The sequence below is a fragment of the Alloiococcus sp. CFN-8 genome, assembly GCF_049943125.1.
In the GTDB taxonomy this organism is placed as follows: Bacteria; Bacillota; Clostridia; order Clostridiales; family Clostridiaceae; genus JAEXZL01.
In genome coordinates, this window is sequence record NZ_CP188040.1 from 50,543 (window position 1) to 74,753 (window position 24,211).

A 24,211-nucleotide genomic window follows, 5' to 3' on the forward strand; every position below is an offset into this window, starting at 1 on the left:
ATTCTGTTTCGTATTTGCATATTAAGAGAACCAGTCTTTGCATTAACTCACAAAAACAAAACACTATGGAAATATCCTTATAGTGTTTTGTTCATTTTTATCTTTTTATTCATTCATACTATTACTTCAATATATTATCTATCTTCTATATGGTTTCATATTATCCCTTTGATTCTCCTATGGTTCTAATATCGGCTCTGATTCAGGATCAGGTGTTACTTCTGGAGCCGGGTCTACTTCTGGGTTTGGATCTACCTCAGGAATTGGATCTGGAGTCGGATTTTCTTCAGGACTTGCTTCTGGTTCAGGAATCTGTGCAGGAGGTTCTTCAGGACTCGTCACCGGTTCTGATATCGGCTCTGATTCTGGTACTGGAGAAGGTGCAGGTGCAGGTGCAGGTACTGGTGCAGGCTGAGCAGCTTCTCTAGGCCGTGTATTGTTAGTTGTTTCTTTAGGCTTTGTTACCCTATGATCTTCCACTGTTGACTCCTCGGTAAGTTCTCCAGTGGAACCCTCCATATCTTGTTCCATCTCTTCTTCTATTTCATTTATCATTGGTGTTACTATATTTTCAGAAGCCTTATCTGCTGCAAAACCACTTATCTCCTCTTCATCTTCAGAAGCTATTTCTTCTCTTTCCTCATGATCAGTTCTTAGCTTTTCGGATCCCATAACCTTTTGTTCCCAATAATCATTCATAATAACTATGCCAATTATAAATATAATTACAGCGGCTGATGTTATTCTCACAATAAGCTTATCCTTTTTCATAATATACCCCTTCCTTCTAAAAGCTAGATAATATTCAAATACAATATTATTTCTACAAAATGGTTTAAATACCTTTTTTTAATGTTTTTATAGAATAAAATCAATAACAACTGAAAATGAGATTATTATATGTATTAATTTCTTATAGTGTTTATCGATGTTTATTAACTGAGGTTTATAGTTTTTTACGCATAATATAAAACCGTGATTTTTTCTGAAACAACTCAAATCCGTGCTTTTCATATAAACGAAATGGACCTTTAAATTGAAATGGTCTATCAATATCAGCAAAAGGATAACCCTCTACATATGAATAACCTTCCTGCTTGGCATCTTCACATACTTTTTCTATAACTATATCTGCAATTCCCCTGCCTCTATATCCAGGAGCAATATCGATACAATATAAAACCTTTACTTTTCCACGTTCTAAAGAATCTGTTAAAAACTCTTCATTGCTGCAGATAGGTTCGTAATCTATCTTATCACCAGCATTACACCAGCCTACTATATTTTCACTATCATAAATTAGATATCCATTCATAATACCATTCTGAATAAATTCTTTAGCCTTCTCCCTACGTTCATTTTTCTCTTTATATTTTTCATTATCTTCTATACTTAAATGACTTTCCAAGCAATAGCAAGCAGACCATTCTTCATGATCAGCAAAACCTATATTATCGAAATAATAGAGGTATTCATTATACATTTCTGGATTTAGCTTTTCTATTGAAATATTCATTCTCCACCCCACCATATCTTCCACTTATTTCTTTATTTGTATTAATTTTATTATAGATTATCACCTATTTTATCAATGGTCAATTGGATTATAAATATGAACATAACAAGCTAATATATAAAAAAGAGACAACCAAATAGTTGTCTCTTTTTGGAGCGGGTGATGGGAATCGAACCCACGTAGCTAGCTTGGAAGGCTAGAACTCTACCATTGAGTTACACCCGCAGATATGGAGCGGAAGACGGGATTTGAACCCGCAACTTTCACCTTGGCAAGGTGACACTCTACCATTGAGTCACTCCCGCAGATAACTATGGTGCAGGTGAAGGGAGTCGAACCCCCACGCCGTTAAGCGCTAGATCCTAAGTCTAGTGCGTCTGCCAATTCCGCCACACCTGCATGTCCTTATCTTTAGTTTAATATATTGTTTTAACATGGTGGTTCATCGGGGAATCGAAAATCATACTCTCTATTCATTAACCCATGTCCACCATTAGTGGTGCACCATCAGGGACTCGAACCCGGGACACCCTGATTAAGAGTCAGGTGCTCTACCAACTGAGCTAATGGTGCATAATGGTGCGTCTTAAGGGATTCGAACCCCTGGCCCACGGCTTAGAAGGCCGTTGCTCTATCCAACTGAGCTAAAGACGCATATTGCTTTTTATAGTTTGCAGCAGATTATTAATGCTGTTTAAACCCTAGCTATTACTAAACTTATTTGTGAAGAACTTAGTCACAAATAATACTTTAACATCACTAATTGCTTTTTTCAAGTATTATTTTAAAGTTCCCTAATTCACTTTATTTTGAATATTTATAGAATATAATACACCTTCATCAAGAGCAAATTATAGAACCTATCATCAGTAATAAAGCATAAAAGAGCGTTGATATACTTCGTGTGATAAAAGTGTGATAAATCCGGCGAAAGACAAAATCACATTTTATAAGCACTAGTAAAATCAACGCTCTTGGCGCACCCAGAGGGATTCGAACCCCCGACCTTCGGATTCGAAGTCCGCAACTCTATCCAGCTGAGCTATGGGTGCATGAAATCCTTTTAAGTTAAGGTACAAATAAGAGACAACTATACAGTTGTCTCTTTATGGAGCGGGTGATGGGAATCGAACCCACGTAGCTAGCTTGGAAGGCTAGAACTCTACCATTGAGTTACACCCGCAAATATGGAGCGGAAGACGAGATTCGAACTCGCAACTTTCACCTTGGCAAGGTGACACTCTACCATTGAGTCACTCCCGCAGATAATTTTGGTGCAGGTGAAGGGAGTCGAACCCCCACGCCGTTAAGCGCTAGATCCTAAGTCTAGTGCGTCTGCCAATTCCGCCACACCTGCATGTCCTTATCTTTAGTTTATTATGTTGTTTTTAATTGGTGGCTCACCGGGGAATCGAACCCCGGACACCATGATTAAAAGTCATGTGCTCTACCGACTGAGCTAGTGAACCGCCTTTGGCTGGGATGGCAGGATTTGAACCTACGCATGACGGAGTCAAAGTCCGTTGCCTTACCGCTTGGCGACATCCCAAGGCTTATATGGGGTGAACGATGGGGCTCGAACCCACGACAACCAGAGCCACAATCTGGTGCTCTACCAACTGAACTACGTCCACCATGTATGGTGCGTCTTAAGGGATTCGAACCCCTGGCCCACGGCTTAGAAGGCCGTTGCTCTATCCAACTGAGCTAAAGACGCATATTATGGAGCGGGTGATGGGAATCGAACCCACGTAGCTAGCTTGGAAGGCTAGAACTCTACCATTGAGTTACACCCGCAAATATCTTAAGTTTTGAGCTTGAGTAGTGGTCGGGATGACAGGATTTGAACCTGCGACCTCATGCTCCCGAAGCACGCGCGCTACCATCTGCGCTACACCCCGGTAAACTTCAAAGAAAATGGTGCGTCTTAAGGGATTCGAACCCCTGGCCCACGGCTTAGAAGGCCGTTGCTCTATCCAACTGAGCTAAAGACGCATACTCTGGAGCGGAAGACGGGATTTGAACCCGCAACTTTCACCTTGGCAAGGTGACACTCTACCGTTGAGTCACTCCCGCAGAGAATATTGGTGCAGGTGAAGGGAGTCGAACCCCCACGCCGTTAAGCGCTAGATCCTAAGTCTAGTGCGTCTGCCAATTCCGCCACACCTGCTAATATTATTCTTTGAGTTACAATCATCCTTTGTAAAAGTGGTGGCTCACCGGGGAATCGAACCCCGGACACCATGATTAAAAGTCATGTGCTCTACCGACTGAGCTAGTGAACCGCCTTTGGCTGGGATGGCAGGATTTGAACCTACGCATGACGGAGTCAAAGTCCGTTGCCTTACCGCTTGGCGACATCCCAATATGGGGTGGACGATGGGACTCGAACCCACGACAACCAGAACCACAATCTGGCGCTCTACCAACTGAACTACGTCCACCATGAATGGTGCACCATCAGGGATTCGAACCCGGGACACCCTGATTAAGAGTCAGGTGCTCTACCAACTGAGCTAATGGTGCATAATGGTGCGTCTTAAGGGATTCGAACCCCTGGCCCACGGCTTAGAAGGCCGTTGCTCTATCCAACTGAGCTAAAGACGCATACTGGAGCGGGTGATGGGAATCGAACCCACGTAGCTAGCTTGGAAGGCTAGAACTCTACCATTGAGTTACACCCGCATAAGTATCAACTAAAAGTTGAAGATAATGGTCGGGGTGACAGGGATTGAACCTGCGACCTCATGCTCCCAAAGCACGCGCGCTCCCATCTGCGCCACACCCCGCTGCACTGTGATTTGCTGTCCGCATCTCTCAGCGACAATGATTATTCTACACGATATACTTTAATACGTCAACACCTTTTTTTAATAAAAATTATAGATTTATTATCTATTTCGTCTATATATTGTATATATATGGGTAGATTTCATTATTTTCACTGATTTCAATGAAACCAATGCTAGCTCTGTTTATTCTTGGAAGAGACGGGCTGCCTGGATTCATCAGCCACACCCCATCCTTTTCCTCTACTGTACTTATATGGGTATGGCCATAGAGGGCAATTCGTGCCCCTTTTTCCTTAGCCTCCTCTAAAAGCATTAAATCACCTAATTTTACTCCATGATGATGTCCATGAACTGCATATATCTTCACTCCGGAAAGCTCTATAAGGAGCTCTTTGGCTCCAGAGGTATAATCATCACAGTTTCCTCTAACAAAATAGGTTTCACCCTTAAAGCGTTCCTTTAAATAGAGCGCATCCCTGACATTATCTCCTAAATGAATGAGAACATCAGCCCTTTCAATATAATCTAAAATATCTAACAAGGCTTTATTATCATGATGAGTATCACTAACTACTGCAATAACCACTTTAATCCTCCTAAATGTTTATTTTATTACTTAGCTCCTTTTTAAGCTCCTGTAACGCTCTTCCTCTGTGACTTATAGCATTTTTATCCTCTCCCTGCATTTCTGCAAAGGTCTTATTGAATTCAGGTACATAAAAGAGAGGATCATAGCCAAAGCCACCTTCTCCTTTTAATTCTTCTATAATATAGCCATGAGACTCTCCCTCAACGGTAATAATATTATCCTTGGATATAACAAGTACTATGGCGCATACAAATTTGGCTCTTCTTTTTTCCTTTGGAACACCCTGAAGCTCTCTCAAAAGCTTTTTATTATTTTCTGCAGTATTCCCATGTTCTCCAGAATATCTAGCAGAGTATACCCCGGGAGCTCCATGGAGATAATCCACTGATAGCCCTGAATCATCAGCCATTACCATAAAATCACCTAAGTTGTTCTTTACTATATAATTATATATTTCTACTGCTTTCTTTTTAGCGTTATCTATAAAGGTATCCTTATCCTCTACAACATCTATATCTATATTTAAATCCTTGAGGGATAAAACCTCTATCTCATCATCCTTTAATATTTCTCTAATCTCCTGAAGCTTATGACTGTTATTAGTTGCCACTACTAATTTTTTCATCTATTTACTCTCCCCTGTTCCAATCCATAGACAATCCATCTTAAGGGTTTCCTTCTGGATGTTTATAAGGTTCTTTATTCCTTTCTCCCCTAAGGCTAATAAATCATTTAAATCACCTCTGGTAAATGGACTTTCTTCTCCAGTGCCTTGAAGCTCTACAAATTCCCCTTCATCAGTCATTATTATATTCATATCCACCTTTGCATTAGAATCCTCTAGATAGCACAAATCTAAAAGCTTTTCTTCTCCTATTATACCTACAGAAACAGCTGCTACAAAGCTTCTGATAGGATAGACTACAAAAGGCTGTTTCTTGTGAAGCTTATTAACAGCGTCTACCAGAGCTACAAAGGCTCCTGTGATAGAAGCAGTCCTAGTGCCTCCATCAGCCTGTATAACATCACAGTCAATCCATATTGTTCTTTCTCCTATGGCTTTTAAATCAACCACTGACCTGAGTGCTCTACCTATTAGCCTCTGTATCTCCGTGGTCCTTCCATCAAGCTTAAGTCTCCCTATGTCTCTAGGCTTTCTCACACCAGTGGCCCTTGGAAGCATGCTGTACTCCGCTGTTATCCAACCCTCACCAGTTCCCTTTAAAAAGGGTGGAACCTTATCTTCTATAGAAGCAGTACAAATAACCTTGGTTTCTCCCATTTCCATAAGCACTGAGCCCTCTGCATATTTTGTATAGCTCCTTGTTATTTTTACCGGTCTTAAGGCATCCTGTGCCCTTCTGCCATCAACACGCATAACGTTTCCTCCAATAATTCATTCTAGCTTATAAAATAAACTTATCTCTATTAAAATCATAACTACATTTTAGTACACCCTAATCCCTACGATGTAAGTGTTGCAATAAGCCTTGTGAAATATTCACTTAAGGAGTATTATTGCTTTTATTTTTTAATATTGTGCAATAATGCCCTCTGCTCTTCATATTATATATATAAGGATTATTTAATGAGGTGAAAATTTTGAAATATATAGGTCCCTTTTTAAGGATGAACACTCTAAAGCCCTCAAGCCTGGAAAGCCAGCTATTCTTTTTTGCCAGGGAAGCCTTAAAGCATCTGGTATTAAAATCCCGCTGTGGGATAACCATGCATCCTAAGGTGGTTAAAAAAAACATCCCTAACATTGATATTAACATAATCAAGGATTTTTCACCACTTCTATGTGTCTACCGAAAAGCAAATCCAAAGATTATAAAGGATAAGGATTATGCTTATTGGGACAGTAGTACCTTTAAGAAGGAAGTAGTGCCTTCTAGCTGTGCATATATGACTCTCTCTATGCTGGAGCTCTGCGATTATTATGAAAAATTCAAGGATTTAGACAACTCTCTTTATACCTTAGCAACACTATATAAGGGTATGGCCAGACAGCAGCTGGATTTCTACTCCGCTTACTTAAGAAATGAACAAGGAGTATTTATTATTAAAAAGAATGTCTCTGACGATACCTCTGAAAAGCTCTCCTTTGAAGCAAAAGAAAGTAAGTTTAAATTTTCAGAGCAGGCTGCTATGATGACTGCCTTTTATAAGTATTATCTCGTTGACCCCAAGGAAGGTGAGCCTTATAAGAGGTTCAGTGAAGATATTTTCAATGCTTTGTGTAGATTCAGAGAAAATCTTTACGAGCAATCCTTTGAGGAGCTCAATAAAATCGCCTTTTCTCTCAATCTCTACAACAGCTACTGCAGAAATCTTTCCGTAGAATATCTCTTATTAGATATAATAGAGCTTATGAACAGCATGCTCTCTGAAAAACCAAAGCTTTTGGAAAAAATTAATAACTGCAGCCTATTCCTCATAAACCTTACCCTGTCTCATGAATCCTGTTCCATAGATTCCTTAAGAGAAAGAAGGGATAATCTAATGAAGGACCTTCTTTCCTTGTATGATGACAGCAGAAAAATACTTATAAAGAACCAAGATAAAAAGGATCTAAAATACTCTTCTGATGACATAATTTATTATATTATAGCTCTAATAAACACTGGCCTTATGGACGATGAAGCAGAGCTCATCACCACAGAAATTTATAAAAATCAACTATTATTCAGCAGAATGATAACCTCCTGGCCGGAGCCTCCGTCACTAGAATCTCCTGAGAGGTACTATGGCCTTAAGATAAATTCCGAAAATCTTATTGAGGAACAGGAATTTAAGCTTACGATGCCCATAGCCTTTGAAAATGAATATGCACCTATATTTTTAAAGGCAGTGGAATACAATAAAAAGAAAGATATATTTACTCCTAGCAAGCTATCCTTTGATAGCACTAAAAATCTACCTACAATCTTTATGATACTATATTTTTTGAAAGAAAATTACTACAAAAAAATGAATATTAAATAAAGAACATTAAAAAGGCTGTCCAAAGAGTCCAAGACTCTTTGGACAGCCTAATATTTATTAAAATTCTTCTTTAATTCCTATATCAACAACCCTAATAGGTCTCATCATATCATGATCCTCATGCTCTAATATATGACAGTGCCATACATAATCTCCTACATGATCCTTAAACTGCATGATTACGCTACTTACCATCCCCGGTTCTGCTTTCATAGTATCCTTCCAGCCCTTTTCAAAGTCCCTTGGTGGTATTGGATCACCTATTAAGAATAGTCCCTCACCATTTAAATATCTCTCTACATCATAAGCCTGTCTTGATAATATTCTAAACTGTACAAGGTGAATATGAATAGGATGTGGAAAAGGAGTAGTATTTATAAATTTCCACACTTCTATACTATCTAACATTGGAGTTTCCGTTACAGGATCACTCCACATCCTGCCATCTAAAAGAAGCATCGGCCTTCCATAATGATCCTGAGAGGCGCTCAAAGGAAGTAATCTCACCCTCTCAGCCATAGCTTCATCTAAATGCTCTTCTGGATATAGCATTTCAGGTACCTTGCTCATATCTTCTCCCTTTAATCTCTTTGTAACCCTAAACTCCATGATAACCCCAAGATTCTCATCCTCGGGCTCATCGGTATTTAGAAGCTTAAACCTCTCCCCTTTATACTTGGAGAAGTCTATCACTAGATCAATCCTCTCTGCAGGCTCCAGCTCAAAGGAATTAATTACCGCTGGATGATGAAGAAGTCCTCCATCAGTGCCTATCTGAATGAAATCCTCTCCATTTTCGAGAGCAAAAATATATCCTCTAGTATTGGAACCATTTACTATTCTAAATCTATACTTTCTAGGCTCAACCTCCAAATAAGGCCAAAGCTTTCCATTAACTGCAATGGTATTTCCTAAAAAGGCAGGAACTACAGAAGGAGAAACAGAAACAGGTGGGTTCGGCCCCTCAGGATAAAATAATGAGCCATCCTCCTTGAAGGTCCTATCCTGTATAAAGAGAGGTATGTCATATTCTCCTTCAGGAAGCCCCAGGGTCATCTCATTTAAATCTTTAAGAATATAGAGACCGGCAAGACCAGCATATACATTTAACCTTGTAGTACCTAAGCTGTGATCATGGTACCATAGGGTTGCGCTTGGCTGATGATTAGTATATTTATAAACCTTATTCCTAAAGGCTTTTCCTGTAAAAGCATAATTTCTGGTATACCAGGCATCAGGAGAGCCATCACTATCAGAGGCTACATTTGCACCATGAAGATGTACAACGGTTCTTACCTCAGGGGTTCCAATGGAGCCATGGAGAGTTTTATCCACAGGCAGGAAATGCCTAAAGGGAAGATTATTAATCCATCTTACATAGATATCTCTATCCCTTAAAGCTTCTATGGTTGGACCTGGATATATTCCACAATAACCCCAAATCCTTGTAAGAGGGAAAGCTTTATGAAAGCTGTGTCTCCCTTCCTTCATTTCTATCTCATAATAATTATCACCTTCATAAGGATTTACAGCCTTAGCTTTTGGCATAATGGGCAGCTCATCTACGAACTTTGGTATGGTAGACGGTATTGAAGGATTGACCCTTATGAGTCTTTTATCTATCGATTTACCTAATTCTTTCAAATCATTCACTCCTCACGATATCATCTAAAGTTTAAAGAATGTTTAAACCCAAAAATTCTATCATAAAACATCCTATTGTATTATATGAAGCTGATGAGTTTTAGTGATTTTTAGATTAAAAAGACTAAAAGTATATCCTTAATAAAATTCTACCCCACTGGAGTCTTTATATCCTGATTATCTTCCTTCTCTATATCCTTATAGAGTTCCTTCAGCATTAGTGAGCCCTCCTCATCAAATACTAGCTCCTGGATTTCACTGCTCTTACATAGCACGTTAAAGTCATAAAATAAAGGCAAGAATATAACATTTTCTTCCACATAGCTTTTTAGAGAATTAATAATTATACTTCTATCCTGATTAGAGCCCTTGTTATACTCCTCAACTAATCTATTATATTTCTCATCCTTGAGGAGAACTGGATTATCTTTATTTCCAAAGGATAAATAATAAGCTTCTTCCTTAATGGCTTTTACAGGATATAAAACCATGCTATAATCCTCTCGCCTGCTTTCTGACGATAATCTATCACTACTTACATAACTTATAGCAACCTTAACTCCTAAAAGCTCCTCTAAAGACCTTTCTATATAGCCTCCGATTCTTCTAGTTCTCTCAGTATCTAAGGATAGAATATAAAGCTTATCTTTATCCTCCATGAGGGAAGCTTTAAAATACCCTTCTCCTATAAGCACCTGCCTTTTAGCATAGGATTTGTTAACTGTATTCTCCTGAGTGCCTGAAGCAAATATACTATCTCCTTCATAGGCCTTATCAGGATAAAAGGAATTACCATGAGAAAACATAGAAAACTCCAGACCTTCTAAGGAGTAAAAGGCCTGTGAGGAAGTGAGAATCTTTTCTATAGCCCTTCTGAAAGGAATGTCAGTGGTTTCCATATTAAATTGAATTCCATAGCTGCTTCCACTATAGGTTTTAACCGCTGCTCCTTGGTTTTCTAGATAAGGAAGCTGGTTTAGAGGAGGATTTTGAAATATATCACATAAGCCCATATTAAAAGCTGTCAGTGCCTCCTCTCCTCCCTGGACTTGGGTTATTATTATGTCACTATTATCCCTGCTCTGTTTCTGATGGTAGTAAGGGCTTCTTGAAAGCCTTAGTGTATCATCATCAAGCTTACTAACATAAAAAGCGCCTGTATAGCTTATAGATTTATAATTTTCAATTAAACTAGTCACTTTGTCTATAGGTCTAAGATAATACTCTGCCCCTGCTAAAGCTTCTAAAAACCCTTCGTCTTTATAATTCATACGAAAGATAAGTGTATCATCGTCGGGAGCTTTTATTGCTACCCCCTGAAAGGATGTATTTTCCTTATGATAATCTAAAACACCATATACCATCTTCAACCCCTCAGCAAGCTTATCCTCTTGAGAGCTGTGAAGAAGCTCCTCAAAAAAATTTAAAAAGGTATCAGAGGTAATCCTTTCCCCAGTGTTATAACAAATATCCTTTCTTAAGGTAAAAGTATATTGAAGTCCATCATCGCTGATATCACAGGCTTCTGCGAGAACTGGAATGATATTACCCTTTTGATCCTTCCCTACTAACCCTTCAAATAGTCCTTTATATATATATGTATATTTTTCTTCGCCCTCTAAGGTAGAGGAAAAGCCTTGAGGGAGAGATTCTGTCATGTATATAATAGAACTATCCTCATTTGAAGTGAAACTTTGTTCTTCTTCCTTATAAATGCAAGCGGAGAATAATATTGATAAAACAATTAACATAATAGTAAAGAATACTCTTTTATTCATTTCATCATCCCCCTTCCTTAGTATATTTAAAAGTATTACCATATTAAACTACACTTAATCAGGATAAAATAAGGGATTTAACATTTAACTCTTCACTTTTTTATTTCTGAATATTTAATAATATGCTATAATAAATTATTAATCTTTGTATCTGCGGAGGTATAGCTAATGCTTTTGGCACTTCAAATTATAGGAATTATATTTATGATAACACTAATATTTATAGCTGTTTGGGGCTTTATCCTAGCAAATCAGGCTTATAACCAAATGAGATATCAAAACTACCTCTTAGAGAAGATAACTCAAAATATATATATGCTTGCCTGTAGGCTCGATGGAAATAATAATAATAATAATAATAATAATAATAATAATAATAATAATAATGATGGTAAAAACAAAGAACTTGATGAAAATAAATGATATATTTAAAGGGTTAGGAGAAACATTTCTCCTAACCCTTTTTAAAGCTAATTAAGCATTGCTTCAAACTCTTCTTCATTTAGTATTTTAACACCTAAATCCAAGGCTTTTTGATATTTTGAACCAGCATCCTCTCCCACAAGGACATAGTCAGTCTTTTTGCTGACACTGCCTGCTACCTTAGCTCCTAAGGACTCAAATTTTTCTTTGATGGAGGTCCTGGTATAATTCTTAAGAGAACCTGTAACCACCACTGTCTTTCCTTCAAAGGGACTCTCTGAAACCTCTACCTCTTCAAAGGAAGGCTTCACTCCAAGCTCTAAGAGTTCATCTATTATCTTAAGAACCCTCTCCTCTTTAAAGAATTCAACAATACTTTCTGCTACGATATCCCCAATATCCTGTATAGCTACCAGCTCAGGGAAGGTAGCATCAATAACTCCTTGAAGAGTTTTAAAGGCTTTAGCCAGGTCGCCGGAAGTTTTAGCTCCAACATTAGGTATACCTAAGGCATATATAAAAGCATCAAGGCTGCAATTTTTGCTCTTCTCTATAGCATTTATAAGATTCGTTGACTTCTTTTCCTTAAACTTTTCCAGGGTTAAGAGCTCCTCCTTCTTAATCCTATATAAATCTGAAACAGATTTTATATCTAGCTTTTCGAAAAGCTGCTCAGCAGTCTTCTCGCTGAAGCCTTCTATGTTCATGGCAGAACGGCTGGCAAAGTGAACTATTGTCTTTACCATTTGAGGCTTGCAGGATAGTGTATTTTCGCAGAAATAGTGAGCTCCCTGAAGTACTATATGAGCACCACAGGCAGGACAGGTTTCTGGTGGAACTATCTCCTCAGTACCTTCTACAGAGTCCTCAGTAACTCCCATTATTTCAGGTATTACATCATTAGATCTCCTAACAAATACCTCAGAGCCTATCTTAACATTTTTTCTCTTAATATCCTCCATATTGTTTAAGGTTGCCCTCTTAACCGTAGCTCCAGCTAGGTCTACAGGTTCTAGGATAGCCGTAGGAGAAACTCTTCCGCTCCTGCCTACATTCCACTCTACCTCTAGAAGCTTTGTAGTTGCCTCCTGAGCCTCAAACTTAAAGGCTATGGCCCATCTTGGAAACTTAACAGTATTCCCTAAAAGCTCTCTAGTCTTTATATCATTAATAGCCAGAACTACACCATCTATATCATAATTTAACTGAAAGCGAACCTCTTCTATATAATTGATTTCCTTCTCTACTTCCTCTAGAGTTCTGCACACCATGAAATAATCATCTGTTGGAAAGCCCATTTCCCTAATGAAGGACATCATCTCCTCATAGGACTTATAAGGTTCACCCTCATTATAGCCTACATCATAAAAGAAGGCTGAGAGATTCCTTTTTGCTGTTTCCTTTATATTTAAATTCCTAAGAGCACCTGCTGCTCCATTTCTAAGATTTTTAAGGGGTACCAAAGCCTCACTATTATATTTCTCAAAGGCTTCACGGGTCATGATAGCCTCTCCATGAATTTCTATGGTGCTGTGATTATTAATTTTTAAAGGAATAGAATTTATTGTCTTTGCCTGAAGGGTTACATCCTCTCCCACGGCACCAGTGCCTCTGGTAGCTGCTTTTATAAGAATTCCCTGTTCATCATAGGTTAGATTTATGGTAAGGCCATCAAATTTCTTTGTAAGGACATACTCCAGTGAAGGGAGCTTATCCTCATGAGTCAAGTTATAATTATTTACAAACTTGAGATTTCTCTCATGCCATTCTTTAAGCTCCCCCAGGCTCTGCGCCTTATCGAGGCTCCAAAGCCTAGCCTTATGGGTATACTTAGAAAACTCAGGCAGTACCACATCACCTACCCTTTGAGTGGGTGAATAAGGCAGAAGATATCCCGTTTCCTTTTCTAAAGCCTTTAGCTCATCATAGAGCTTATCATAGGTTTTATCTGGAACGCTGGGGTTATCCAGGACGTAATACTCATGAGCATATTTATTTAATAGCTCCACTAGCTCTTCAATTCTATTTCTTTTCTCTTCCATCCTTTTACTCTCCTACAAGTGAATTATAGTTTTTCTAAAGCTGCTATTGAAAGCATGAGGCTTTTAACTCCATTTTTATCAAAGGCTACTGTAAGCTTCACATCATCTCCAGTGTTAGAAAAGCTCACTATGGTACCTACTCCAAACTTTTTGTGCTTAACCTTTAATCCCATACTAACCTCTGGTGGAGTTAATATTCCACTAGAAGCTCCACCGAGCACAGACTCCAGAGTCTTTTTTGGAGAAGAGCTCATACCAGAGCTTGCAAATCCTCCCTTATAGCTATTTCTTAAGCTGTGAGGATTATTATATTCCATGTAAGCTCCTCCACTTCTTCTTTCAGAGGGCGCTGCCTTCTTCCCATCGGCATTCACATGCTCTATAAGGTCTTTTTTTATTTCATTTAAGAAATCTGAAGGTGCATAGGCAACAGTTCTACCAAATACCCTCCTTACTTCAGCATGAGTCATATAAAGGGTTTCCTTAGCTCTTGTGATACCAACATAACAGAGCCTTCTAGCTTCCTCCAACTCCTTAGGATCATTAAAACACTGGGTCCCAGGAAAAATTCCATTTTCCATCCCAACCATAAATACCACTGGGAACTCAAGTCCCTTGGCACTGTGCACAGTCATTAATACTACAGAATCTGATTCCTGATCATAGTTATCCACATCGGAAACCAGGGTTACCTTCTCCAGGAAGGCACCTAATGACTTATCTTCATTATTTCTTTCAAAGTCTACAGCAGCGGAAACAAGCTCCTTAAGGTTTTCCACTCTGCTTTCATCCTCAGGATTCTTGGAATTCTTAAGCTCTTCTAGATACTTTGTCTTTTCTAAAATATATTCTATGAGCATGGATACCGAAAGCTGTCCCTTCATATCCATAAAGTCCTCCATAAGGTCCGTAAACTTTTTGATGCTGGATATATTTCTTGATGAAAGGGTAGTTATGTCCTCTACATCTACCATCACATTATAAAGGTTATCCTCCTGTTCTAGAGCAAATTCTCTAACCTTGGCTACAGTAGCATCACCTATATTCCTTTTAGGTACATTGATAATCCTACTTAAGCTCACCTCATCTAAAGGATTGTTTATAACCTTTAGATAGGCCATAATATCCTTAATTTCTTTACGATCATAAAACTTTAAGCCACCTATAAGTCTGTAGGGTATATCCTTTCTTATAAAGGTCTCTTCAAATATTCTTGATTGAGCATTGGTTCTATAAAGAATCGCAAAATCCTTATAGCTCTTTTCCTCTTTATATAAAACCTTATTGATTTCACTGGCTACAAACTCTGCTTCATTATTATCATTGAAGGCTTTAAAAATCTTAATCTTATCTCCTGGTACATCCTCTGTTCTTAAAACCTTATCTTTTCTTTCAGTATTATTTTTTATAACTTCATTGGCAGCATTTAGTATATTTGCTTTAGAACGATAATTCTGCTCTAGCTTTATCACCACGGTGTTGGGATAGTCCTTTTCAAAATCTAATATATTTCTTATATCAGCACCTCTCCAGCCATAAATAGACTGGTCATCGTCCCCTACAACACAGATATTCTTATGCTCTGCTGCTAGAAGCCTTATAAATTCATATTGAGCCTTATTGGTATCCTGATATTCATCCACCATGATGTACTTGAATTTTCTTTGATAAAACTCCAATACCTCAGGCGCCTTCCTAAAGAGCTCTATAGTCTTTACAATAATATCATCAAAATCCAGGGCATTATTATTTTTAAGCTTTCTTTGATAGAGTATGTAAGCATCAGCTATTTTATTTTCTCTGAAATTACGTTCATTTCTCTTCTTAAACTCCTGGGGAGATATAAGCTTATCCTTTGCCCTGCTTATTTTGTTAAGTATCTCACCCTCATTAATCTCCTTGGTATTAATACTTAGCTCTTCTATCACCTGCTTGATAAGAGACTTCTGATCATAGGTGTCATATATAGTGAAGGACTTAGTATAGCCTATTTTATCTATTTCTCTTCTTAATATCCTTACGCAGGAGGAATGGAAGGTAGATATCCACATATTTTCTGCTTCCTCACCGATAAGAGTCCTTACCCTATCCTTCATTTCTCCTGCTGCCTTATTGGTAAAGGTTATGGCCAGAATCTGCGAAGGATAAATCTTTAGTACATCTATCATATAGGCAATCCTATAAGTGAGCACCCGTGTTTTACCAGAGCCGGCACCAGCTAAGATAAGTAGCGGCCCCTTAGTGGTAGTGGCGGCCTGATATTGCTCTTTATTAAGTAACCTTTTAAGATCCATGTAATCACTCCCTAAATAATTCTACAGCTAATAATTGCAAACAACAGTTCTGTATTATAAATTATAGCATAAAAACATATTCTTTAATCATAATAATATATTAATACAATTATTCAAAAAATATAAATTTTCAAGCTATACACTGCTATTTCTACCATGGAATTTTGTATCAGACTTCAAACAAAAAGAAAAGCTTTACACCCATGTGCAAAGCTCTTTTCACAATTTATTTTTTATCCTTCCAGCCTATTCTTTCAAAAACTAAGTTATATCCATCACTGCCATAATTTAAAGCTCTGTTAATTCTTGAAATAGTAGCTGTACTAGCACCAGTTGTACTAGCTATGTCTATGTAGGTTCTTCTCTGCTTCAGCATCTTAGCCACCTGTAGTCTCTGCTCCAAAGCCTTTATCTCATTAATTGTGCATATATCATCAAAGAATCTATAGCACTCCTCTTTTGATTCAAGACTAAGTATAGCATCAAATAGAAAGTCCATTTCCTCACTGGCTAGCTTTGACTTGTATTCCCCCATCTTCTCACTCCTCAGCTTATTGATATTACCATTTTATCACTTTATAATATAACTTTCTATAAAAATTTTCACAAGCTAAAGTGTAAAAATAAGAAAACTGAAGGAAGGCTATATTCCCTTCAGAATATTAAGCTCTTCCTCTGTAAGTTCTCGGTATTCCCCTTCTTCTAAATCCTCATCCAAATCAAGGCCACCGAAGGAAATCCTTTTTAAATAAGTAACCTTTTTACCCAGGCTTTCAAACATCCTCTTGACCTGATGATATTTTCCTTCCTGTATAGTAAGCTTTATCTTAGAGCCTTCCTCCGATGTTTCTAGGATTTCTAATATCCCCGGCATGCATTTATAGCCATCATCTAATACTACACCCTGAAGACAAGCCTTCACATCCTTATCATCTACTATCTTATCTATATGAGCATAATAAACCTTATCCACGTGCCATTTTGGGGATATAAGCCTGTGATTTAACTCTCCATCATTAGTTAAAAGGAGTAATCCCACGGTATCCTTATCCAATCTTCCCACAGGAAAGGGCTGAAAAACACCATGATCAGGATGGAGTAAATCCACAACTGTTTCATCATATTTATCGAAGGTAGCTGATACCACACCATCAGGCTTATTCATCATAAGATAAATGAATTTTCTATAGAAAACCGCTTCTCCATTTACTATAATGTTAGCCTTCTCCGGATCAAGCTGTAGGGCCGAGTCCTTTACTAGCTGCCCATCAACGGTAACTAGTCCCTTTTTAACCAGGGCTTTTATCTCCTTCCTAGAGCCATATCCAAGATTTGCAAGAACCTTATCTAATCTTTCCACTTTTTATCTCTCCTCATCTAAGGATAGTTAATTACACAGTTTCTAAGGCAAGCTCCATCATCTTATTGAAGGTCTTCTGCCTTTCTTCTGCAGAGGTTTCCTCATTAGTTACTATGGAGTCGCTTACGGTAAGTATTGATAAAGCGTTAACTCCTTCTCTAGCAGCTATGGTATAAAGCTCAGCAGATTCCATTTCGATGGCCATAACTCCATATTTAGCCCAAAGCTTCCAGGAATCAGGGATATCATTGTAAAAGACATCACTGCTTAATATATTTCCAGACTTAACCTCTAGCCCCATTTCCTTCGACTTAGTATAAGCCTTATGAAGAAGCTCAAAGCTTGCAGTAGCAGCATAATCCATTCCGTTGAACCTCATCTTATTTACACTAGAATTTGTGGATGCACTCATGGCAAGGATTATATCTCTAACCTTTAAGTCCTCTTTTATAGCACCACAGGTACCTACTCTTATTAGATTCTTAACGCCATAGAACTTTACGAGCTCATTAGCATATATAGAAATGGAAGGAATCCCCATACCAGTTCCCTGCACCGATACTCTCTTACCCTTATAATATCCAGTAAAGCCCAGCATCCCTCTAACTTCGTTATAGCACTTTACATCCTCTAAATAGTTTTCTGCAATAAATTTAGCTCTTAAAGGATCTCCTGGCAGCAAAATACTTTCTGCTATCTCTCCCGGTTTGGCACCAATATGTGTACTCATCTAAAAATCTCCTCCTAAAACTATTTTATCTAATTATATGTATTATAACATTTGAATCTAAATATTATCATAAAATTTCAAATAAAAATAGCCCTTTCAGTAAAATCCTAGAAAGAGCAATGTTCAAAAACCGCTTAACAGCGGCTATGTATTTAATTTAAGCTAGCTTCTATAGCTGTTCATAACCTTTTTTACATAGTTTTGTGTTTCTTTAGGCATTTTATATAAATCTTCTAATGACTCTACACCTCTTCTAGAAACTGTACCTGGTCCTGCATTATAAGCCATAAGTGCTAGTTCTATATTATTATTGTATCTAGAAAGATATTCTCTTAAATGCTTAACCCCACCTGCAATATTTTCTTCAATATCATAAGGATTTCGCACCCCTCTGTCCTTTGCTGTAGCCGGCATTAGCTGCATAAGACCCATAGCCCCTGCAGAGGAAACAGCACTGGCATTATAATTTGATTCATGTTTTATTATTGAATGAATGAGCTTTTCATCTACTCCATATTCCTTTGAATACTTCATTACAGCATTATTAATCCTATCTCTCTCATGAATCCCTGAAGTGGCTGATCCATTGGAAATGCTGTGATTTACCGCCTTAGCCTTGGCAAGGTCTTCTAAGAAAAATGAGCTTTCCGTTCCTTGCACAGCTCCTTCCTTTACCAGCTTATTAGAGTCACCAATGGTAGACATCAATTCTTCAACAAGTTTGTCTGCTGCTCCCGATGATAATAGGCTCTCCATAATTATATCGAAGGCTTCGCCTTCTCCTAAGGCACTTTCCAACATTTTACTCATAAGCTCATAGCCGAGATAGCCTTCAACACTCTTCACTTCCATCTTAATCACCTCTAGTAAAACATAAGCTCCTTGTTATACGAAGGAGCTTTTTTATTATATTTAATTATCGGCCTCTTTCAGGATTAATTTATAGTAAATTTATAATATAACAACTCACCTGATATGAACATACCAGAATATAAGGAGCTATAATACAGTAAACTCTAATAGAGCATAATCCTCATAAGACACCTTTTTATAAAAGCTTTTTGACAGAGCCAGCAGCTTATATTTCCCTGTAGTAAAAGGTATAAAGGTGTAATAGCGCTTCCTGCTGTATCTTTGCACTAAAGTCCATTCTTCATCCTTCATAAGATAAAATTCATATATTACCTCTCTGCCTCCTTCACTGCTCACGGAGAAGCTAGCTTCTTTATTTTTTTCAAAAGCTATGCTTCCAGCCTTTATTTTAGTTCCAGTGACAGGATGGGCATCATGTATATATAACTTAACTTCTTTCTTATCATCATACTCCTCAGTGCAGTGAACACTTTTTGAATAGAATACAATGGTATACTTTCCAGAAACCTTAGGGGTAAAGGTGAACTTGCTATCATGACCATAATCCCATTCTTCTACCTTGTGGCCATCGATAAAGAGTGAATACTTAAGAAGAGTATCTCTTGTATTTTGTGCTATGGCCTCCAGCTCAATCTTATCCTCTACCATATAGTATTCCTTTGCTGGAACAAGAACATAATCAATAATTCCCTTTACATATTCGCTTATCTTAAAATAGCAATAGGTATGACTATCATATTCCTTGAGGGAGTATTTATCCTTAACTCTAATTTCTAGCTCATACTCTCCTGACTCCTGAGGAGTAAAGCTCATCCAGTTACCAGTACCGTAATTAATCCTATCTACTTCTAAATTATCCTTGTATATTATAAAGGAATAACGGAGCTCATTACCTCCCTCGGCATACACCGTTACATTAATAGGAACCTCCTTAACACACCCCTTATCACGACTTAAGACCACGTCTCTTATTATAACAGCCTTTAAAGGCTTATCCTCTATAATATAGTCAAGATATGCAAAGGCTTCATAGTCATCTATAGAACTCTTATCCTTTACATAAAGATTCACTTTGTAGTCACCATCCATCTGAGGCATCCAGAGAAAACTGTTATTTCTTATAAAACCAGAGTCTTCTCCATGAGGACCTTCTATCTTATATCGGTATAAAAGCTCTTTTCCCCCTTCTGTAATGGCCTTTAAAAGAATATTTGTCCCTAGTCCCTGAGGGGATAGAAGGTCTGTGGTAAACTTCTTTATTTTTATAGGGTTATATGCCTTAATATTATAAACTAAGATACCTCTATCATCATATTCCTCTGGGGAGTACATATCCTTAGCAAGACATAAAAGCTTATAATCACCGGCATCTTCTTCCTTATAGGTTACCATTCTTTTGCTGGAATAATCCTGAACACATATAGCCCTTCCTGATGGATCAATCTTTATAAATTTATATAATATCATCCTGTTATCTGCCTGGCTCGCTTCCACCTGAAAAATTAACTCTTCGCCGGTGAGAAGATTTTCTGACAAACATCTAAAGTCTGTAATCTGTACCTTATCTATATCTGACACAAAAAAACTTACAGTTTTAAAATCATCAAAATTATTACTTGATTCTATTGTCTTACATTCGATTAAAATATCATGCTTACCCGACTCATTTACCGTATAGAAAAGCTCATTTTCACTGGTATAGTCCTTAATAAGCTCCCAGCCCTCTCTACCACTGATCCAGTACTTCAGCATCACTGGCTTTATAGAAGTATCCACTAAAACACTTAGCTTTTCTCCTATTAATAATTCCTCCTTATCTATGGAAACAGCTTTAATAAGCTCCTCTTCCACAGAGCCTATAACGTAGTCGACCCTAGTATTATTATCAAAGGTTCTTTTACTATTCTTATGTTTTTCCTGAATTATTATTGTGTACTTACCATCTCTCTCCGGTCTCCAAAGGCAGGAGGTCTCGTTGGAATAATCCTTGAGGCTAGTCCACACTCCTTCAAGCCCGGCACTAAACTTATATAAACAATCCTTTTTCTTATTTATTACTTCAATTTTTATATCCTGTCCCCGCGCCTGAGGACTATCAACGCTGAAGCTAACCTCTAACTCTTTCATCGAATCTCTCCTTTACCCATGGTAGCAAAATAATTATACTACACTTCCAATATATGTAAAAAGATTTTCATCCCCTATATTTCCCTATAAAAAGAAAAAGCTCAAGGATTTCCCTTAAGCTTCTTCCATTATTCTATATTTTTTTAATTAGTAGACATAAATTTCTATAGAGCCTCTCATCATCCTCAAGAGTTCTTTTTTTCATAGAAGGATGTCTTACTCCACTTTTTCTTGCTTTTTGATTAAGATGTCTTTCAAATAACAATCTATCTATGTTCTCCTCAGTGTATATATGGCCCTTAGGTCCTATGGAATAAGCGCCCTTACCTAAAGCCATGGCGGCAACACCAAAATCCTGGGTAACTACGATATCTTCCTTCCGGCAGATATTTATAAGCTGCATATCCACACTCTGAAAGCCGCTGTCAACATATACAACTTTACTGTAATCGCTGGTAATTGTATGGTTTATATCACATAGAACAATTACCTCTACAGAGTTTTCCTTAGCAGCTCTTTCAATAAGACTTCTTCCAGGACAGGAATCTCCATCCACCAGTATTCTCATTACTTTAATCTCTTTTCCAGTTCTTCCTTCATAGCCTCAAAGCCAGGTTTTCCTAGTAGAGCAAACATATTTTTCTTATAGGCCTCAACACCCTCTTGGTCAAAAGGATTTATTCCTAATAGATAACCGCTTATAGCACAGGCTTTTTCAAAGAAATAAACCATATAACCAAAGTAATAAGGAGAAAGCTCTGGTACACTTACAATAATATTAGGAACTCCTCCATCATTATGAGCTAAAGCCGTGCCTTGGAATGCTCTTTCATTAACATAGTGCATAGTCTTACCTGCTAAGAAATTCAGACCATCTATATTTTCCTCATTTGCCTCTATAGTAATATCCTTTTTAGATTTATTAACTGTTATTACAGTCTCAAATATATTTCTAAGACCGTCCTGGATATATTGTCCCATGGAGTGTAGATCTGTTGAAAAATCCACTGCTGCTGGGAAAATTCCCTTATGGTCTTTGCCTTCGCTCTCTCCATAAAGCTGCTTCCACCATTCTCCAAAATAGTGAAGTGAAGGCTCATAATTAACTATTATCTCTGTGGTTTTTCCTTTTCTGTATAAGGAATTTCTAGCTGCAGCATACTGATAGCAGATATTTTTCTCCAGATTGCTGTTGGAGAAATCCTTCATTGCTTTACCGGCACCCAGCATCATATCATCTATATTAATACCAGCAACGGCTATAGGCAGAAGACCTACTGCAGTAAGTACTGAGAATCTTCCTCCCACATCATCAGGAATCACAAAGGACTCATAGCCTTCGGAGTCCGCTAGACTCTTAAGAGCTCCTCTTGCCTTATCAGTGGTAGCATATATTCTATTTTTTGCTTCTTCTTTTCCGTATTTCTTTTCCATGTAATCCTTAAGAACCCTAAAGGCTATGGCAGGCTCTGTAGTGGTTCCAGATTTTGATATTACATTTAAGCTAACCTCTAGTCCTTCGATTGCTTCTATAAGTTCAGATAAATATGTTGGACTAATGCTGTTTCCTGCAAAAAGAACCAGTGGAGTCTTTCTCTTATCCTTTGGAAGTAAGCTCTTAAAGCTGTGACTGAGCATTTCTATAGCTGCTCTAGCTCCTAAATAAGAACCACCTATTCCAATAACTATAAGAACATCAGAGTCCTTTTGTATTTTTTCAGCTGCCTTTTTTATTCTCTCAAACTCATCTTTATCATAATTTTCTGGAAGTTCTAGCCATCCAAGAAAGTCATTACCTGCTCCTGTTTTACTGTGGAGCATATTGTGCGCTGCATCTACCATAGGTTGAAGATATTTTATCTCTCCATCCTTTAAATATGGTAAGGTTTTACTTAAATCAAGATTAAAGTCGGTCATTTTAACCCTCCTAATGAAATTAATGTTTAGGAAATTAGATTAGCTCATTAAAATTTATACGCATAAGCATAATTTCCTTAGGATTTTTAACTTTCTTTATTATATCATAGTAAAGTCAAAAAGGAATATTCAAAATTAAAAAAGAACTTATATAAAATCTTGATACCTCTTAATAATACCTATACCTAAAGAATTAGGACCAATATGTACTCCTATGGTAGCCCCTATTTGCATAATGGGAATGCCATTAAAACTATTATCCTTATCAAAAGATACCTTAAACCTCTCTTTAAGCTCTAATACCTCCTGGTAATCATATCCAAAGCCAAGAGTAAAAGAATAGCTCTTAAGAGCTTCTCTCTCCTCTGATAAATAGTCCTTTAGAAGGCTTAGTACTCTCTCCTGAGCTTTTGCACTGGATCTGGCAACCCCAGAGTTTATTATTTCTCCCTCCTTTAAGGTTAACACAGGCTTGATTTTCAATATTCCTCCTGCTATGCTGGTAAGCTTACCGATTCTACCACCGTGCTTTAGATATTCTAAATTTCCTATGGTAAAAAAAATTCTACCAGTGCCTTTTAATTTCTCAATACAATCCACTGCCTTATCATAAGGCACACAATCCCTTGCCATTGCACTAGCTTCAAGAACTAAAAGCCCTTGAAGAGCTGTTGCCACGGAAGAGTCTATCACAGTAATCCTCCTATGAGGATATTCCTCTAGAACAAGCTTCTGGGCATTGATGGCTGATTGATAAGAGCTGCTGAAGCCCTGAGATATACAGATACATATTATATCCATTTCATTTTGAACAATTGGTAGAAAAGCATCTATGTAATCTTGAACGGAAGGAGTAGATGTCTTAGGAAATAGATAAGGGTCTTGAACCATTTTTTCATAAAGCTCTCTAATTTCAAGCTCAACTACTTCCTTTAAATACTCCTTGCTATCAAGAGAAATATAAAAAGGAACCACAGTAATATTCTTCTCTGATGCCTCTTCTAAGGTTAGGTCCGCGGAACTATCGGTAACTATTCTATATCCTGTCTTTTCCATAGAATCCATCTCCTACTGGTATATTATTAAATCCAAAACATATCTTCTGTACATATTATCTATTAAATTATTCCATTCTATC

Annotated in this window: 17 protein-coding genes, 25 tRNA genes and 1 pseudogene; 2 read left to right on the forward strand and 41 right to left on the reverse strand. The window is 37.6% G+C overall.

What is annotated here, in order from left to right; translation table 11 throughout:
- Positions 1-177 precede the first annotated feature (177 nt).
- The 29 genes and pseudogenes from ACPWSR_RS00230 to rph form a co-directional block, all read right to left on the reverse strand.
- Positions 178-771, reverse strand: a complete 594-nt coding sequence (locus ACPWSR_RS00230; protein ID WP_426349710.1) for a hypothetical protein — start codon at positions 769-771, stop codon at positions 178-180.
- 175 nt (positions 772-946) lie between these two features.
- Positions 947-1,516 (reverse strand): GNAT family N-acetyltransferase, encoded by a 570-nt coding sequence (locus tag ACPWSR_RS00235; RefSeq protein ID WP_426349711.1) that lies wholly within the window; start codon positions 1,514-1,516, stop codon positions 947-949.
- A gap of 151 nt (positions 1,517-1,667) precedes the next feature.
- Positions 1,668-1,741, reverse strand: a tRNA-Gly gene (locus ACPWSR_RS00240).
- Positions 1,742-1,746: 5 nt separating this feature from the next.
- Positions 1,747-1,821: transfer RNA gene (locus ACPWSR_RS00245), tRNA-Gly, on the reverse strand.
- A 9-nt stretch (positions 1,822-1,830) separates the two neighbouring features.
- Positions 1,831-1,915 (reverse strand) — tRNA-Leu (locus ACPWSR_RS00250).
- A 98-nt stretch (positions 1,916-2,013) separates the two neighbouring features.
- A tRNA-Lys gene (locus tag ACPWSR_RS00255) sits at positions 2,014-2,089 on the reverse strand.
- A 4-nt stretch (positions 2,090-2,093) separates the two neighbouring features.
- Positions 2,094-2,170 (reverse strand) — tRNA-Arg (locus tag ACPWSR_RS00260).
- A gap of 321 nt (positions 2,171-2,491) precedes the next feature.
- Positions 2,492-2,568, reverse strand: a tRNA-Arg gene (locus tag ACPWSR_RS00265).
- Between the two features lie 57 nt (positions 2,569-2,625).
- Positions 2,626-2,699, reverse strand: a tRNA-Gly gene (locus ACPWSR_RS00270).
- Between the two features lie 5 nt (positions 2,700-2,704).
- Positions 2,705-2,779 (reverse strand) — tRNA-Gly (locus ACPWSR_RS00275).
- A 9-nt stretch (positions 2,780-2,788) separates the two neighbouring features.
- Positions 2,789-2,873, reverse strand: a tRNA-Leu gene (locus ACPWSR_RS00280).
- Between the two features lie 36 nt (positions 2,874-2,909).
- Positions 2,910-2,985, reverse strand: a tRNA-Lys gene (locus ACPWSR_RS00285).
- 5 nt (positions 2,986-2,990) lie between these two features.
- Positions 2,991-3,065: transfer RNA gene (locus ACPWSR_RS00290), tRNA-Gln, on the reverse strand.
- 9 nt (positions 3,066-3,074) lie between these two features.
- Positions 3,075-3,150: transfer RNA gene (locus ACPWSR_RS00295), tRNA-His, on the reverse strand.
- Between the two features lie 6 nt (positions 3,151-3,156).
- Positions 3,157-3,233: transfer RNA gene (locus tag ACPWSR_RS00300), tRNA-Arg, on the reverse strand.
- A gap of 6 nt (positions 3,234-3,239) precedes the next feature.
- Positions 3,240-3,313, reverse strand: a tRNA-Gly gene (locus ACPWSR_RS00305).
- Positions 3,314-3,341: 28 nt separating this feature from the next.
- Positions 3,342-3,417: transfer RNA gene (locus ACPWSR_RS00310), tRNA-Pro, on the reverse strand.
- A gap of 17 nt (positions 3,418-3,434) precedes the next feature.
- A tRNA-Arg gene (locus ACPWSR_RS00315) sits at positions 3,435-3,511 on the reverse strand.
- A 6-nt stretch (positions 3,512-3,517) separates the two neighbouring features.
- Positions 3,518-3,592: transfer RNA gene (locus ACPWSR_RS00320), tRNA-Gly, on the reverse strand.
- Between the two features lie 9 nt (positions 3,593-3,601).
- Positions 3,602-3,686: transfer RNA gene (locus ACPWSR_RS00325), tRNA-Leu, on the reverse strand.
- A gap of 39 nt (positions 3,687-3,725) precedes the next feature.
- A tRNA-Lys gene (locus ACPWSR_RS00330) sits at positions 3,726-3,801 on the reverse strand.
- Positions 3,802-3,806: 5 nt separating this feature from the next.
- A tRNA-Gln gene (locus ACPWSR_RS00335) sits at positions 3,807-3,881 on the reverse strand.
- Positions 3,882-3,884: 3 nt separating this feature from the next.
- Positions 3,885-3,960, reverse strand: a tRNA-His gene (locus ACPWSR_RS00340).
- 6 nt (positions 3,961-3,966) lie between these two features.
- A tRNA-Lys gene (locus ACPWSR_RS00345) sits at positions 3,967-4,042 on the reverse strand.
- A gap of 4 nt (positions 4,043-4,046) precedes the next feature.
- Positions 4,047-4,123 (reverse strand) — tRNA-Arg (locus ACPWSR_RS00350).
- Positions 4,124-4,127: 4 nt separating this feature from the next.
- Positions 4,128-4,201, reverse strand: a tRNA-Gly gene (locus ACPWSR_RS00355).
- A gap of 28 nt (positions 4,202-4,229) precedes the next feature.
- Positions 4,230-4,305: transfer RNA gene (locus tag ACPWSR_RS00360), tRNA-Pro, on the reverse strand.
- 115 nt (positions 4,306-4,420) lie between these two features.
- Positions 4,421-4,894 carry a YfcE family phosphodiesterase gene (locus ACPWSR_RS00365; protein WP_426349712.1) on the reverse strand — a complete coding sequence of 158 codons (474 nt, stop codon included), beginning with the start codon at positions 4,892-4,894 and terminating at the stop codon, positions 4,421-4,423.
- Between the two features lie 10 nt (positions 4,895-4,904).
- Positions 4,905-6,275 (reverse strand): annotated as a pseudogene (rph, locus tag ACPWSR_RS00370) (ribonuclease PH).
- A gap of 251 nt (positions 6,276-6,526) precedes the next feature.
- Here rph and ACPWSR_RS00375 point away from each other — a divergent pair.
- Entirely contained in the window at positions 6,527-7,885 is a 1,359-nt protein-coding gene (locus tag ACPWSR_RS00375; RefSeq protein ID WP_426349713.1) for a hypothetical protein, read from the forward strand.
- Positions 7,886-7,942: 57 nt separating this feature from the next.
- Here ACPWSR_RS00375 and ACPWSR_RS00380 read toward each other — a convergent pair whose 3' ends face one another.
- Complete coding sequence (locus ACPWSR_RS00380; RefSeq protein WP_426349714.1) at positions 7,943-9,529, reverse strand: multicopper oxidase family protein; 1,587 nt, start codon at positions 9,527-9,529, stop codon at positions 7,943-7,945.
- 149 nt (positions 9,530-9,678) lie between these two features.
- Positions 9,679-11,307, reverse strand: a complete 1,629-nt coding sequence (locus ACPWSR_RS00385) for an ABC transporter substrate-binding protein (protein ID WP_426349715.1) — start codon at positions 11,305-11,307, stop codon at positions 9,679-9,681.
- 168 nt (positions 11,308-11,475) lie between these two features.
- Here ACPWSR_RS00385 and ACPWSR_RS00390 point away from each other — a divergent pair, with 168 nt between their 5' ends.
- Entirely contained in the window at positions 11,476-11,730 is a 255-nt protein-coding gene (locus tag ACPWSR_RS00390; RefSeq protein ID WP_426349716.1) for a hypothetical protein, read from the forward strand.
- Positions 11,731-11,777: 47 nt separating this feature from the next.
- On the opposite strand, the gene ligA is transcribed toward ACPWSR_RS00390, so the two are convergent.
- The 10 genes from ligA to ACPWSR_RS00440 all read right to left on the reverse strand — a co-directional run bounded on the left by ligA (position 11,778) and on the right by ACPWSR_RS00440 (position 24,129).
- Entirely contained in the window at positions 11,778-13,772 is a 1,995-nt protein-coding gene (gene ligA, locus ACPWSR_RS00395; protein ID WP_426349717.1) for an NAD-dependent DNA ligase LigA, read from the reverse strand.
- A 23-nt stretch (positions 13,773-13,795) separates the two neighbouring features.
- The gene (pcrA, locus tag ACPWSR_RS00400; protein ID WP_426349718.1) at positions 13,796-16,066 is read right to left on the reverse strand and encodes a DNA helicase PcrA; all 2,271 of its coding nucleotides are present in this window, start codon (positions 16,064-16,066) and stop codon (positions 13,796-13,798) included.
- Between the two features lie 226 nt (positions 16,067-16,292).
- A complete protein-coding gene (locus ACPWSR_RS00405; protein WP_426351337.1) occupies positions 16,293-16,625 on the reverse strand; it encodes a YerC/YecD family TrpR-related protein in 333 nt (110 codons plus the stop codon).
- Between the two features lie 84 nt (positions 16,626-16,709).
- Entirely contained in the window at positions 16,710-17,426 is a 717-nt protein-coding gene (locus ACPWSR_RS00410; protein ID WP_426349719.1) for a pseudouridine synthase, read from the reverse strand.
- A gap of 31 nt (positions 17,427-17,457) precedes the next feature.
- Entirely contained in the window at positions 17,458-18,156 is a 699-nt protein-coding gene (gene deoD / locus ACPWSR_RS00415; RefSeq protein ID WP_426349720.1) for a purine-nucleoside phosphorylase, read from the reverse strand.
- A gap of 162 nt (positions 18,157-18,318) precedes the next feature.
- Positions 18,319-19,008, reverse strand: a complete 690-nt coding sequence (locus ACPWSR_RS00420) for a lytic transglycosylase domain-containing protein (RefSeq protein ID WP_426351338.1) — start codon at positions 19,006-19,008, stop codon at positions 18,319-18,321.
- A gap of 147 nt (positions 19,009-19,155) precedes the next feature.
- Complete coding sequence (locus tag ACPWSR_RS00425) at positions 19,156-21,156, reverse strand: triple tyrosine motif-containing protein (RefSeq protein WP_426349721.1); 2,001 nt, start codon at positions 21,154-21,156, stop codon at positions 19,156-19,158.
- 133 nt (positions 21,157-21,289) lie between these two features.
- Complete coding sequence (locus tag ACPWSR_RS00430) at positions 21,290-21,724, reverse strand: YaiI/YqxD family protein (RefSeq protein ID WP_426349722.1); 435 nt, start codon at positions 21,722-21,724, stop codon at positions 21,290-21,292.
- Positions 21,724-23,073 (reverse strand): glucose-6-phosphate isomerase, encoded by a 1,350-nt coding sequence (locus ACPWSR_RS00435; RefSeq protein ID WP_426349723.1) that lies wholly within the window; start codon positions 23,071-23,073, stop codon positions 21,724-21,726. The genes ACPWSR_RS00430 and ACPWSR_RS00435 overlap by 1 nt, the downstream gene beginning before the upstream one ends.
- 147 nt (positions 23,074-23,220) lie before the next feature.
- The gene (locus ACPWSR_RS00440; RefSeq protein ID WP_426349724.1) at positions 23,221-24,129 is read right to left on the reverse strand and encodes a DegV family protein; all 909 of its coding nucleotides are present in this window, start codon (positions 24,127-24,129) and stop codon (positions 23,221-23,223) included.
- Between the last annotated feature and the right edge of the window lie 82 nt (positions 24,130-24,211).

Bases quoted from the DNA above. Each gene is read 5' to 3' on its own strand.
- ACPWSR_RS00435 (WP_426349723.1), bottom strand. From the start codon at position 23,073: ATGACCGACTTTAATCTTGATTTAAGTAAAACCTTACCATATTTAAAG.
- deoD (WP_426349720.1), bottom strand. From the start codon at position 18,156: ATGAGTACACATATTGGTGCCAAACCGGGAGAGATAGCAGAAAGTATT.
- ACPWSR_RS00430 (WP_426349722.1), bottom strand. From the start codon at position 21,724: ATGAGAATACTGGTGGATGGAGATTCCTGTCCTGGAAGAAGTCTTATT.
- ACPWSR_RS00420 (WP_426351338.1), bottom strand. From the start codon at position 19,008: ATGGAAGTGAAGAGTGTTGAAGGCTATCTCGGCTATGAGCTTATGAGT.
- ACPWSR_RS00385 (WP_426349715.1), bottom strand. From the start codon at position 11,307: ATGAATAAAAGAGTATTCTTTACTATTATGTTAATTGTTTTATCAATA.
- ACPWSR_RS00390 (WP_426349716.1), top strand. From the start codon at position 11,476: ATGCTTTTGGCACTTCAAATTATAGGAATTATATTTATGATAACACTA.
- pcrA (WP_426349718.1), bottom strand. From the start codon at position 16,066: ATGGATCTTAAAAGGTTACTTAATAAAGAGCAATATCAGGCCGCCACT.
- ligA (WP_426349717.1), bottom strand. From the start codon at position 13,772: ATGGAAGAGAAAAGAAATAGAATTGAAGAGCTAGTGGAGCTATTAAAT.
- ACPWSR_RS00235 (WP_426349711.1), bottom strand. From the start codon at position 1,516: ATGAATATTTCAATAGAAAAGCTAAATCCAGAAATGTATAATGAATAC.
- ACPWSR_RS00230 (WP_426349710.1), bottom strand. From the start codon at position 771: ATGAAAAAGGATAAGCTTATTGTGAGAATAACATCAGCCGCTGTAATT.
- ACPWSR_RS00440 (WP_426349724.1), bottom strand. From the start codon at position 24,129: ATGGAAAAGACAGGATATAGAATAGTTACCGATAGTTCCGCGGACCTA.
- ACPWSR_RS00375 (WP_426349713.1), top strand. From the start codon at position 6,527: ATGAACACTCTAAAGCCCTCAAGCCTGGAAAGCCAGCTATTCTTTTTT.
- ACPWSR_RS00425 (WP_426349721.1), bottom strand. From the start codon at position 21,156: ATGAAAGAGTTAGAGGTTAGCTTCAGCGTTGATAGTCCTCAGGCGCGG.